The sequence below is a fragment of the Gammaproteobacteria bacterium genome, from assembly GCA_013697705.1.
Taxonomy (GTDB): domain Bacteria; phylum Pseudomonadota; class Gammaproteobacteria; order UBA6002; family UBA6002; genus UBA6002.
In genome coordinates, this window is sequence record JACCWJ010000046.1 from 25,820 (window position 1) to 38,496 (window position 12,677).

Genomic DNA, 12,677 nt, shown 5'->3' on the forward strand with positions numbered 1-12,677 from the left:
CGAAATCCAGGGAAAATCAAGCCTCAAATATTTGTCAAGAGGGTTTTTGATGCGGTTGCCATGTTCGTTCACCGGCACCCCGACCATTTAAGATTATGCTAATGTTTGTGTACTACAGTAGACAAATTAGCTAATGCCCCCTATTCGTTTAATTATCCTTTTGAGGTATTGTCGTGCAACACCCTTTTGAAATACGCTTCAACAACAACAACAACAACAACAACAACAACAACAACAACAAATTAATTGCTAATGGCTTTATGGAAATATTCGGTCAGTTCACGCTTGATGACGCGAATAATTATAATTACGTCGTCAAAAACAAGCGGGATTTAGAATTACCCTCAAAAAAAATTCGCCACCTCCTACTTGAACTCATTTCGGATGAGGATAAGAGCCAACTATTTAAAAATTATACAGAATTACTATCTAAAAAAAATACGCAATTAACACTCACAATAAAGTCTGAAGTATTTAATCTTTTATGTGATGAAATGGCCGCCGCTCCAATACGCACTCGTTCTAAACGGCCACATCATGAACGAATTTTTTTTCAACTTCCTGGAGGTGATGACTGTTATCATATTACTGAGTTTGGAGGCAATCCCTCGAATTTACTTGGTACAATTCGTGATCCAAAGAAGGAAAATTTCCCCTTTACCGCCATATCATTGCAAGCCACAAAATTATTACCGGATAGCACAACAAAGCACTATAGTTGCATTAACGCTTTGAAAATTTCCCTCCAGGGTTTTCGTGAATGGTGCAAGGCCCATGCATTGAACGAAAAATTATCATTGCAGGTTCTCACAGACGATTCTCTTAAGAAGGAGTATGGCTACAGCACCCTTGCATTGTCTCCGGTAACTGAAATCACTAAAAAACGATCTAATCAGAGTCGTATTGCCACAAATGACTCAACTAATGAAACCATAATATGGTGGACCAACAAGATTTTAAGAAAAGGGCCATCTAATGAAGGAGAGATTCCAGGGTTCAATAATATAACCAATATCTTAAGTGTTGGATCGAACGGTGATTTTGAGTATGATCCGGCATTAGTAGGTATAACTCCTGGGACCAAAGATCAAAATTTGTCTGAAACTGCCTCTTCTATTACTGCTAGCTTGCCGCGAGTTGTTGATAATCGTAATAATAATCAACGTTTTTTTTCATCAAGTTCGAGTAACTTTCACCACCCAAGCAACAATTATAACCATAGTCCGATTAGTTCCCCACTTTTAATTCCTCAATCATCAAATCGAAGAGAAATTTCAGAGGTTAATAATAATGTAACCCGCTCCCCAAGCTTTGAGTCGTATGGTGATTTTGAGTATGATGCTGCCGTAGAGACCACAGATCAAAATGTGGTGGCGATTGCCTCATCCATTTCCACTACCGCGCCCCATAATGTGAATAACTGCAATAATAATTCAAGCTTTTCTCTCTCAAGTTCTACTAATGCTAGCAACAACAATAATAGTGATATTTCCATTAATTCCGGGGTTTCCCCATTTACTCCTCAATCATCAAACTGGAATTATCCTCCATACTCTACTCCATCAATAAACACTCAGCAGTTAAGGCCGTTAGATCCGGTCCAAGATTCGGCTCAACCTCAAACTCAAACTAAAGTGCTCCTTGACGACGTAGTAGCACCTCAAATCGAGAGACCGATGCAGGAATTAGTGAATCTTCTCATGGGACAATCTATACAAAAAGTTAGTGATGAAGTTTTTCAAATTGTAATAAAACAATCTTCAAACGCAACGACTCAGGAATATTTGCAATATATAACACAACAATTCGTTCAAACTTTTATGCAACACCCTCTTCAGCAGTCACAGCAACAATTGATACTTCAACAAATTCAAAAATTTATGCAAGAGAGTATTGGTGAATCACTCGGTGAAAAGCTGCGACAATATTTAGAACAACAATTTTCAATGCCATTTACCTCTCTCACTTCCAATCGGTTTTCACCACCTCCTGGTAGGGATGAACCCTTTGAGCAAACGCCAATATTCGAACCTTCGTCAAACACAACGGAGGAGTCTTATGTTAATTTGGAAAACAACCCCCCCGATACTGCTGCAACGGAAAACTTAAGTTCTAATGATAACAATGCCTTAGTTCTGGATTTGGGGTTTGCCGGAGTGTTCCATTACGATGCAGAAACTGGCTGTTATATGCGTAAAGGAGAAATTTCGAAAAATTTAAAGACATTAGCTGCAGATTTATGGGGTGGATCTAAAGAATACCTGCCTATTGGCGATGTACATAACTGTTTCAAAGTAGAGGCCGATGCACAAACCCTGTCTCTGTCACCTTTAATGGCAAAAAGGCTAAACACCGAGCTATTTCTTAAAAAAGAAAAACATATAAAACCTAAGGATTGGGTTTTTAGCAAGGTAGTGTGTACTGAAAAGAAGGAAAAGGAGGATGTGCAGCTAATTAAATATCTCCATTTTACTTCTTGGGGTGAATGTTCTCGAACGGCAATCAAAAATGCGCGTCGGGGAGCTTTTAAATCACGCAAGACAGCTTCATCTATTCCGGCAATTTGTATAATTAAGGATGGTGAGAGATATAATAAATTGGCTGCTCATTTCTCCGAGGAAGAGTTCCTACGGTGGAATCAACATTACAAAATCAGTGAACCGAAATTGATTTTATTGGAGGATCAAGCAGCACAACGGGGTTACAGATTGGCCGAAATTTCCCCTAATGAGCTAGATGACGTCTCATCGCCTTCCTCAACTAACATTGCTGATAACTGCAATAACAATAATCAGGTAGCAACCCCGACCAGTGCTGGTAACTCTCAGGCCTCTAATATAAATAGCCCTAATACAAATTCTGCGAAGCAATCAACTCCTATTTTTTTACCATCAGAGTTGGGTCAACCTTCTTACTCCCCCCAACCTGCAAATATGAGTCCCTCAATATCGTTAGATTCAACACAGCAATTACTGTCGACACCCATTGAACCGTCCCTGAAAGAATTAGTGCAACTAGTAATGGGCGAGCCTATGCAACAGATAGGTGAGGCAGCCTACCAAAAACTATTCGATGCTCCTTTGTCTCAATTAGGGTTGGAGGGTATTAAAAGCCTCGCGCAACAATTTGTTGATATTTTTATGGAATATTATGGTCGGACCAGAGTACAAGAGCTGATATTTATACCCATGACTAATTTATTAGAAAGGCTTGTACTCGAAACTGTAAAAGAAAAGCTGAATAACCATCTTCAAGGTATAAGGTCCTCAATCCAAGAACTTTTGCCGCTTTCTAATAATGCATCCCTAGTACAAAATTCTGGGGCTCAATCTTTTCAGCAATTTCCCAGGGTTGACTCTATACCTCCTCCTATAGCAAGCCAATATACCCGAAGAGATGAACAGTTTACGCCTCAAAGAAGTTTTCTATATGCAGAGCCCTCACCTCTGCAAACGCCTTTATCATACTCATATGATCCTGAGAATCCAAAGGATCCTTGGACTCCCTCTTTCATGCTGCCGCCAACCGGAGACTTGGCATTCCATCGAATAGCGCGTCAGAATAGTCAATTAGGGAACCAATACCCCCCTCAAATATATAATCAAAATGAAAATCTGTCGAATCGACGGCCCTTACAAATTCCATCCCAACCTTTAAATTCAGCGCTCCCTTTACAGCAGAGACAGAATTTATGGAATAGTACTCAAAACTTCTTTGGCTCTAATTTGCCGAGTGAGGAAAGCTTTCAATCTCAGACCTCTGCGCAGCAAGGAGGCATAGATTCTTATGGCAATGTTAGGCGTCCCCAATAAATAAGGTTTGAATTTGCCCTGGCAAATGTTGTACCGCGACGACGTTGAGTAAACCAAATTTTTCTTTAGTACAAAGGTGATTGGATTCAATCAGTGAATTTACTAATTCTAGAACCGATTACAGAATTGCATAGGGCGCTTAAAAGGCACTATCTTTTTCCCTTATCATGTAGCCTGGATGTAGCGAAGCGGAATCCGGGTTTTTTAAGACTATCGACAGACCACTCGCTTTGAGTTAACCCATACTATTAGCGGCTAAAAACCGAGAGTGCTCTAGCCACTGCGTGTCAGGATAGTAGGCAAACACGAGGGTGCCATTCTTGATATGGTTGATAATAGGTTTAGCTAATAAAGGGCTAACGGCTGGGCAACCCCAGCTGAGGCCTAATCTACCATGGTGGCTGGCAAAATTCTGAGTGGCATACCAAGCGCCGTGGACCACAATAGCTCTAGACTCTGCTCTTTCGTTGAATCCTGGTTCTAACCCTCGCAAACGCAAAGAATATCCATTTGAACCCATATAAGTGTTTTCGGTAATAAAAGTTCCGATACTGGATGCGCGACTACCCGGTTTATTAGAAAAATGTTTTGCGAAAAGTCCGCCGGTAAATTTTCCGTGCGCTACTAAAGTGTGGTAGAGGACTTTCTTATTACCCACATCAACTACCCACATGCGCTTGACCGAGGAGGGAAGTGAATAATCAATAATTGTCACAACCTTTTGTTTTATATAACCTTTTTGCATAGCATTATTGTATGCTTTTAATGCAAGATTCCAAACTCTGGGGTTAACATCCCACTTATTGTCACTTTCACTTTGGGTGATGACGGGAAGGCGAATGTGAGTTGGGATTCGAAGGTGACGTTTGTGGTGGGAGCAGGAAGCGGAACTTGCGTAAAATAATGTAGTACTCATAAGCATAAATGAAATTATGAGGGTTGTTATTATAGTTGCTTTATTTTGCATGTTTTTGAACCTCTAAAAATCGGTAAACAATAAAGGCCCTCAGATTTTTCTGATAACCTTTCAATAATCAAATTGAATAAATGCCTTTTAAGTAGGTCGGGGATTATACCAAAAATGAGGCAAATTTGCCATATTGTAGAATTGGGCCTTAAATAAGGCCCAGAGGATTAGTCATTAGCTCTAAACTGATAGCTACTAACAGGTTCGGGCATGCCATTTTGTTGCTCCACGATCTGTCGTACACATGCCCAATCTATATCGCCAGTTCGTTTATGCGCTGCCGACAATAAGGAGCGCTCTGCTGAAATCATATTTAAATCGCTGGGGGGCTCTCCGATATTAACGGGGATATGCGCCTCTAAATAGAGCCGACCATATTGCCAGCCCGCTTTATAAGGTTGATGAATAATCCTGACGGGGGTGCCATTAGTGACATGTTGATATAATTCCCCCACATCTGAATTATATAATCGAATACACCCGGCGCTGATAAGCTTACCGATTGACCAGGGTTGATTAGTGCCATGAATTAAATAACCATGCGTTCCTAAATACATGGCATAGGGTCCTAAGGGATTTTCAGGACCAGGGGGAACAACTTTGGGTAACCAATTCCCCGTTTGTTCATAGACGTAACTGTGGATACTTGCAGGAACTGTCCAGACAGGATTGGCACATTTTCGGATGACTGTCGTCGAAGTGGTCGGTGTTCTCCATCCTTTACGGCCTAACCCCACCGGATAAGTTAACACCGCTCTTCCATCAGCAGTGAAATAATACAGTCGGCACTCTGCAAGATTAATCACAATGCCTTTACGATATTTAGGCAGCACGAATTGGGTGGGAACAATAATCTCTTCACCGCCATAAAGTTCGTTTTGACTTACAGTAGGATTTGCTTCCAGCATCTCATGTAAACCAATGCCATATTTATCACCGATGTCATTAATAGTTTCCCCTGACTGGGCTTGAACAGTAATTAATTGTCCAATGAGATCATTACCAGGAGCGGGCATAGGATAGGTGGCACCATACAGTGCAGGGGCAAGAAACAATAATAAAACGGGTATCTTTTTAAACATAGTTAACTCCATTTAACATGTTTTAAAAAATCCTAAAATAAAAAGCTCAGTTAACTGAGCTTTTTATGACTGTTTTAAAATTGTAGAAGACTTAGTCGCGATTGCCAGCAAACGCACTTAAAATTTGTATGAGACTTACAAACAAATTGAAGATCGAGACATAGAGTGACGCTGTGGCCATAATGTAACTATCTTCCCCACCGTGAATAATGGCACTGGTGGTATACAAAATATATGCAGAAGAGATTAAAGCAAAGGCGCCGGAGATAATGATATTAAATACAGGCATCTGTAAAAAAATGCCGGCTATGGCACCTAAAAAAACGACCATCATGGCAATAAATAAGAATCCACCCAGGTAGCTAAAATTTTTGCGAGTCGTTAATACGTAAGCCGATAATGCCAAAAAGATCAGGCCTGTTGTGCCTAATGACGTCATAATGATTTGACCTCCATTGGCATAGGTTCTCATCACCATGTCAAGGATAGGCCCCAATGTGAAACCCATAAAACCCGTAAAGGCAAAAATTGCTACGAGTCCCCAAGGGCTATAACGCAGTTTTTGAGTAAGATAAGACAAGCCAAACATTCCGACGATCGTTAACAAGAAACCAGGGCGAGCATGAACAGAAACAGAGAGAGCCGCGGTGACCGCACTAAAGAGTAATGTCAGGCTAAGTAAGAAATAAGTACTCCGAAGTACTGAGTGAGAACCTAATATAGATTCTTTTGATTTAACTATAGAATAATTTTGAAATGGCATATAAACTCCTTCGCTTAGTCTTGGTGATCCGAGGATTATCCTAGCTATGGTATCAAATAGAGATAAACCTTTCTAATATTTGATCATTTTAGATATACTATTGCAATACGACTGGAGAGGTGGCTGAGCGGTCGAAAGCGGCGGTCTTGAAAACCGTTGAGGGGAAACCCTCCCAGGGTTCGAATCCCTGCCTCTCCGCCAAACGTATATTTAAATCCAGATATACTATTAGTTGTATTTCGGAGAATGCATTGATAAAAGTATTAGTAGTTGACGATCATGACTTAGTACGTACTGGCATCAAAAGAATGCTTGATGATATTCAAGGGATAAAGGTAATAGGCGACGCGAGAAGTGGTGAAGACGCAGTTAAGATAGCAAGAAATATAAGACCCGATGTCGTATTAATGGACGTCCGCATGCCTGGCATAGGCGGGCTAGAGGCAACACGTAAATTACTCCACATAGATCCTGATATTAAAGTTTTAGTTGTCACCGTTTGTGACGATGATTTGTTCCCCGCTAAATTATTACAAGCTGGAGCGGCGGGATACTTAACAAAAGATGCTAGTATGGATGAAATGGTGCAAGCCATTCGCGCGGTTCATTCTGGCCAACGATATATTAGTCCTGCTGTGGCACAACAGCTCGCATTCAAACACATCACCGATAAAGAAGAATCTCCTTTTAGCTCACTATCAGAACGAGAGCTGCAGGTAATGATTATGATTACCCATGGTTGCAAACCTCAAGAAATATCAGAAAAATTAAACTTAAGTCCTAAAACGGTTAACAGTTACCGCTATCGTATATTTGAAAAGCTAGATGTAAAAAATGATGTGGAATTGACTCTATTAGCCATACGTCATGGCTTAGTCGACTCTTCAAGCATTGGCACTCAAAAATAACTAGCTAATTAGCCTATAGAGGCGAACGTCCATATTTGGCCGAATTTCAATCAAAAATTAAAAGAAAACTGCTCACATACTTGAGTATGCTGCGCTTTTTCTTTTAATTTTTGATTGAAATTCCGCGCAAATCTGAACGTTCCAGTTAGTCTGACAAAATAACACTTTTTATATTAGCCTCTTTATGCTTTATTTATATGAATGACATTAGCTTCGATCTTAAATCTTTTTTGCAAAATGCTCCGAATTTGCCGGGTGTTTATCAAATGTTTGATAAGAATGCTAATGTGCTTTATGTCGGGAAAGCACGCAATTTAAAAAAGCGATTAGCTAGTTATTTTACGCGAACAATTAACGATACCAAAACGCAAACACTGCTTGAGCATGTTAAAAACATTAGCATCACGCTTACCAAAAGTGATAATGAGGCATTGCTACTTGAAAGTAATCTTATTAAGCAATTCAAACCCCGCTATAATATTTTGCTCAGAGATGATAAATCCTACCCTTTTCTATACCTAACAGCGCACCAAGATTTCCCGCGTCTGGATTTTCATCGAGGTTCCAAGCAAGCGACCGGCCTCTATTTTGGTCCTTATCCTAGTGCTGGCGCTGTGCGTGAAACGCTGACCTTATTACAAAAGCTGTTTAAGCTTCGGCAATGTTCCGATAGTTTTTTTGCCAACCGTAGTCGTCCTTGTTTGCAATACCACATCAAGCGATGTACAGCCCCGTGTGTTGGCTATATTGATGCCCCCACTTATCAAGAAAATGTTAAATATGCTGTGTTATTTCTAGAAGGAAAAAACAATCAAGTCATTGATGAATTGGCCTCCAAAATGGATAAAGCAGCGCTAGCGTTAGAATATGAAATGGCAGCAAGAGTGCGAGATCAGATTGTTAGTTTGAGACGCATTCAAGAGAAACAATACATCACCAGTTATCGTGGTGATACCGATGTAGTGGCACTTGCAAGTCGTATGAGTGAGGCGTGTATTCATGTCTTAACGATTCGAGGAGGTCAATTAATTGGCACAAAGTCTTACTTCCCTAATATGCCTAAAAACACCACTGATGGAGAAATCTTAAGCGCTTTCTTGCCACAGTATTATCTTAATCCTATTCGGAGTCAGGCTCTTCCTTCGCGTGTGTTACTCAATATTGAATTGAATGAACGAGAATGGATTCAAGATGCGCTCTCTGAAAAACTGGGTAAAAGAATGATCTTTTCCGATCAATGTCGAGGTAAAAACTTGCAATGGTTAAAGATGGCACGAGCTAATGCAGAGCATACACTTGAAAGCCATTTAGCGGGGAAGGCAAGTGTGTTCCGGCGCATGGAAGCATTACAACAAGCCCTCAATTTAACGAATATCCCCCAAAGGATGGAATGTTTTGATGTGAGTCATACTTCCGGAGAAGCCACCGTAGCCTCTTGCGTAGTATTTAATAGTGAAGGGCCTCTCAAAAAAGATTATCGACGCTTTAATATTGAGGGGGTGGTGCACGGAGACGATTACGCCGCGCTGCGCCAAGCGTTGACCAGGAGATATACTCGCATCAAGACAGGGGAGGGTGAACTCCCCGATGTTCTATTTATCGATGGAGGTAAGGGTCAATTACGCCAAGGCGAAATTGTTTTGGAAGAGCTGCAAATTAGTGGCGTTATGTTGGTTTCTATTGCAAAAGGAGAGGGAAGAAAGCCTGGCCTGGAGACATTATTTATTTCAGGTAGAGAGCAGCCCTTAAAGTTAAGTCATGACTCATTGGCATTGCATCTAATTCAACAGATTCGTGACGAAGCGCACCGATTTGCTATTACAGCCCACAGGAAAAAAAGAGCGAAAGTTAGATCGACGTCAGTTTTAGAAGAGATCGAAGGTATTGGGGCAAAACGAAGAAAAGAGTTGCTTAGTCAGTTTGGTGGTATCCAAGAGCTCAAACGTGCCAGTGTTGAAGATATTGCAAAAGTTCAAGGCATTAGTCTAAGCCTTGCCCAAAAAATCTTTGATGCATTGCACCGTTAGGCACTCATTTTTTTTAAAGATGTTATCATGACCTTAAAGAAGTATTACGTTATAATCGTTTAAAAATCACGAGCATTATTATGAACCTCCCTAATTTACTCACATTATTACGCCTGCTTCTCGTTCCCATTGTGGTTGTTCTTTATTATTTACCTGTCTCCTGGGCGCATTTAAGCGCCGCTGCGCTCTTTACATTAGCCGCCTTCACGGATTGGTTGGATGGGTATTTAGCGCGTAATCTAAAACAAACCACGAAGTTTGGTGCCTTCCTTGATCCTGTTGCAGATAAATTAATGGTGGCGGTTGCCTTAGTTTTAGTGGTGGGTGAATCGAGTCTGCCTTACTTGTCCATCCCAGCGGCAATTATCGTAGGTCGCGAAATTGTTGTTTCTGCCTTGCGTGAATGGATGGCAGAATTAGGCAAACGCACCAGTATGGCAGTCTCAATGGTCGCTAAAATTAAAACTGTCTTGCAAATGCTTGCACTCATTTTACTGATGCTTTATCGCCCAGGTAGCAATATTCTATTACAGGTGATCGGTAGTTTTTTATTGTATGTTGCGGCAGCGCTTACTATTTGGTCAATGGCGATGTACCTAAAAATAGCATGGCCAGACTTGACTTTATCAACTGAAAAGGAATAATACACCATCGATGCGGGAATAGCTCAGTTGGTAGAGCACAACCTTGCCAAGGTTGGGGTCGCGAGTTCGAGTCTCGTTTCCCGCTCCAAGTTAATCTCTCTATAGCCAAAATTCGGTAGGGAAATATTTTCTTTCCCTACCGAATTTTGTTTATGGCTGGGTGGCAGAGTGGTTATGCAGCGGCCTGCAAAGCCGTGGACGCCGGTTCGATTCCGACCCCAGCCTCCATTGAATACACAGTGAATCAGCGAATTTAGAAAGCGATAGACGTTTATAATTGGATTACCACCAAGATAAACTGAAACGGAAGTGGTAGAACGATTTATGGGTGGTGAATTAAGTTAATTCAGCCAAAGATGAACGCTCTTCTTTACCGGCACTTAAGTAAAAAGCCCGGGTGGCGAAATAGGTAGACGCAAGGGACTTAAAATCCCTCGGGGGGAGACTCCCGTGCCGGTTCGAGTCCGGCCCCGGGCACCAACATTAAAGAATATTGATGTATAAATACCTTCCTTTTTATATCGGCCTTCGTTATATCCGCGCTAAAAGACGCAATCAATTCATCTCTTTCATCTCATTAGTTTCGATGTTAGGCATTGCCTTGGGAGTCATGGTACTCATCACCGTCCTTTCGGTAATGAACGGTTTTAACTATGAAATTAGCGGTCGTGTGTTCAACATGGCACAACAAGTCACCGTAACAAACATGATGCAACAAATCCCAGATTGGCAAGGCGTAAAAAATAAAGTTCAGAAAGAGCCTCAAGTCTCGGGGGTGGCACCGTTTGTTTCCGGCCAAGCATTGTTGGCGAATTCGGGTACTGCAAAACCTGTCATCTTAACGGGTATTTTGCCCAATGAAGAAAAAAACGTATCCAAAATGTTTGAGGCAATGACCAAGGGTAGTTTTAATGATCTAAAACCAGGCCAATTTGGAATAATTCTGGGTGAAAGCATGGCTGAGGGTTTAGGTTTACAAATAGGTGACAAAGTCACTGTATTAACGACCGATGTAAATGTTTCGCCTATTGGCGTCATGCCACAATATAAACGATTCACTGTGACCGGATTATTCCATGCTGAAGGTGGGTTTAATATTGATGACAGCATCGGATTTATAGAAATGCACGATGCGCAAAAACTGTTTAAGCTGCAAAATAATGTTTCGGGATTACGATTGAAACTAACAGATGTATACAGTGCCCCTATGATCAGTGAACGACTGCAATCCCAAATGCCTGAATTTTCGATAGGTAATTGGACTCAAGGAATGTTAGGAAGTTATTTCAAAGCGATTCAAATGGAAAAATCAATGATGTTTATTATTTTAACATTGATTATTGGTATCGCCGCATTCAATTTAGTCTCCACTTTAGTAATGGTGGTTACGGATAAACGTTCAGAGATTGCAATACTTCGTACTTTAGGCGCTAGTCCCGCCACTATTATGGCTATTTTTATGGTCCAAGGTGGAATTGTGGGCGTCATTGGTACTTTATTAGGCATTGGTAGTGGCATACTGTTGGCGCTAAATGCGCCCGCTATGGTTCAAGGCCTTCAAAGTCTTCTTCATACTCATTTTATATCATCCTCTGTCTATTTTATTGATTATTTGCCTTCTCGTTTAGAGTGGCGCGATGTTTTTCAAATATCAGGCATTGCATTATTTTTAAGTTTTATCGCCACAATTTATCCTGCGTGGCAGGCTTCAAGAACTGAACCTGTAGAAGCATTACGCTATGAATAACGTCTCGCCGATTAACTCTCCCGATCAAACCGTCTTAGAGTGCAAGGCTGTAACGAAGATTTTTTCCGATGGAAAAACTGAGATCAGTGTTTTAAAGGCAACTGATTTTCGTGTGCAATCAAGTGAAATGCTGGCAATTTTAGGAGTATCAGGCGCAGGCAAGAGTACCTTTCTCCAAATATTAGGCGGTCTTGATGAACCGACTAGCGGCGAAGTATTGGTGGCAGGGATTAATATTCATACTCTCTCGACTGCGAAAAAAGGACTGCTTAGGAATCGATATTTAGGTTTTATTTATCAATTCCACCACTTATTAGCTGAATTTAATGCGCTAGAAAATGTGGCTATGCCTTTATTAATCCGAGGAGATTCTCTAAAGGATGCTCGAGAAAAGGCGGCAATTATTTTGAATAAGGTAGGTCTAGATAAACGCCATAAACATCGTCTAGGAGAATTATCCGGAGGCGAGAGACAACGCGTCGCGATCGGTCGGGCCTTAGTTACAGAACCCGTTTGTGTGCTTGCAGATGAACCTACTGGAAATCTTGATAAACAGACGGCAATGCAAGTTTTTGAATTAATGTTAGAGCTCAATCAAGACCTCAAGACGAGCTTTATTATTGTTACCCATGATTTATCTTTTGCTGATCGTATGGGTCGAACCCTCACACTAGAAAACGGCAGCTTAACATAACTCCGAAAAAAACCCTGTGTTGTTTTATTGCTT

9 protein-coding genes and 4 tRNA genes are annotated in these 12,677 nt (G+C 41.0%); 9 read left to right on the plus strand and 4 right to left on the minus strand.

The genetic code is table 11. The features are described from left to right. Positions 1 to 1,962: 1,962 nt before the first annotated feature. The 4 genes from H0U71_08845 to H0U71_08860 all read right to left on the minus strand — a co-directional run bounded on the left by H0U71_08845 (position 1,963) and on the right by H0U71_08860 (position 6,624). Entirely contained in the window at positions 1,963 to 2,046 is an 84-nt protein-coding gene (locus H0U71_08845; GenBank protein MBA2655155.1) for a hypothetical protein, read from the minus strand. Between the two features lie 2,001 nt (positions 2,047 to 4,047). Beyond that, positions 4,048 to 4,779, minus strand: a complete 732-nt coding sequence (locus H0U71_08850) for a murein L,D-transpeptidase catalytic domain family protein (protein MBA2655156.1) — start codon at positions 4,777 to 4,779, stop codon at positions 4,048 to 4,050. Between the two features lie 167 nt (positions 4,780 to 4,946). Further along, positions 4,947 to 5,861, minus strand: coding sequence for a L,D-transpeptidase family protein (locus tag H0U71_08855; protein MBA2655157.1), 915 nt, complete (start codon positions 5,859 to 5,861; stop codon positions 4,947 to 4,949). Positions 5,862 to 5,952: 91 nt separating this feature from the next. Then, entirely contained in the window at positions 5,953 to 6,624 is a 672-nt protein-coding gene (locus H0U71_08860) for a Bax inhibitor-1/YccA family protein (GenBank protein MBA2655158.1), read from the minus strand. A gap of 113 nt (positions 6,625 to 6,737) precedes the next feature. On the opposite strand from H0U71_08860, the gene H0U71_08865 reads away from it, so the two are divergent. The 9 genes from H0U71_08865 to lolD all read left to right on the plus strand — a co-directional run bounded on the left by H0U71_08865 (position 6,738) and on the right by lolD (position 12,644). Beyond that, positions 6,738 to 6,825, plus strand: a tRNA-Ser gene (locus H0U71_08865). Between the two features lie 50 nt (positions 6,826 to 6,875). After that, positions 6,876 to 7,532, plus strand: a complete 657-nt coding sequence (gene uvrY, locus H0U71_08870) for a UvrY/SirA/GacA family response regulator transcription factor (GenBank protein MBA2655159.1) — start codon at positions 6,876 to 6,878, stop codon at positions 7,530 to 7,532. 197 nt (positions 7,533 to 7,729) lie between these two features. Then, on the plus strand, positions 7,730 to 9,559 hold the full coding sequence (gene uvrC / locus H0U71_08875) for an excinuclease ABC subunit UvrC (GenBank protein ID MBA2655160.1): 1,830 nt from the start codon (positions 7,730 to 7,732) through the stop codon (positions 9,557 to 9,559). Between the two features lie 80 nt (positions 9,560 to 9,639). Next, positions 9,640 to 10,203 (plus strand): CDP-diacylglycerol--glycerol-3-phosphate 3-phosphatidyltransferase, encoded by a 564-nt coding sequence (pgsA, locus tag H0U71_08880; GenBank protein MBA2655161.1) that lies wholly within the window; start codon positions 9,640 to 9,642, stop codon positions 10,201 to 10,203. A 12-nt stretch (positions 10,204 to 10,215) separates the two neighbouring features. After that, positions 10,216 to 10,291 (plus strand) — tRNA-Gly (locus H0U71_08885). 66 nt (positions 10,292 to 10,357) lie between these two features. Then, positions 10,358 to 10,431, plus strand: a tRNA-Cys gene (locus H0U71_08890). A gap of 163 nt (positions 10,432 to 10,594) precedes the next feature. Then, positions 10,595 to 10,683: transfer RNA gene (locus H0U71_08895), tRNA-Leu, on the plus strand. 16 nt (positions 10,684 to 10,699) lie between these two features. Then, a complete protein-coding gene (locus H0U71_08900) occupies positions 10,700 to 11,950 on the plus strand; it encodes a lipoprotein-releasing ABC transporter permease subunit (protein MBA2655162.1) in 1,251 nt (416 codons plus the stop codon). Further along, the gene (lolD, locus tag H0U71_08905) at positions 11,943 to 12,644 is read left to right on the plus strand and encodes a lipoprotein-releasing ABC transporter ATP-binding protein LolD (GenBank protein ID MBA2655163.1); all 702 of its coding nucleotides are present in this window, start codon (positions 11,943 to 11,945) and stop codon (positions 12,642 to 12,644) included. The genes H0U71_08900 and lolD overlap by 8 nt, the downstream gene beginning before the upstream one ends. The last annotated feature ends 33 nt before the right edge of the window (positions 12,645 to 12,677 follow it).

Coding starts and splice junctions, on each gene's coding strand:
- H0U71_08850 (MBA2655156.1), bottom strand. CDS start 4,779: ATGCAAAATAAAGCAACTATAATAACAACCCTCATAATTTCATTTATG.
- H0U71_08855 (MBA2655157.1), bottom strand. CDS start 5,861: ATGTTTAAAAAGATACCCGTTTTATTATTGTTTCTTGCCCCTGCACTG.
- H0U71_08860 (MBA2655158.1), bottom strand. CDS start 6,624: ATGCCATTTCAAAATTATTCTATAGTTAAATCAAAAGAATCTATATTA.
- uvrC (MBA2655160.1), top strand. CDS start 7,730: ATGAATGACATTAGCTTCGATCTTAAATCTTTTTTGCAAAATGCTCCG.
- pgsA (MBA2655161.1), top strand. CDS start 9,640: ATGAACCTCCCTAATTTACTCACATTATTACGCCTGCTTCTCGTTCCC.
- H0U71_08900 (MBA2655162.1), top strand. CDS start 10,700: ATGTATAAATACCTTCCTTTTTATATCGGCCTTCGTTATATCCGCGCT.
- lolD (MBA2655163.1), top strand. CDS start 11,943: ATGAATAACGTCTCGCCGATTAACTCTCCCGATCAAACCGTCTTAGAG.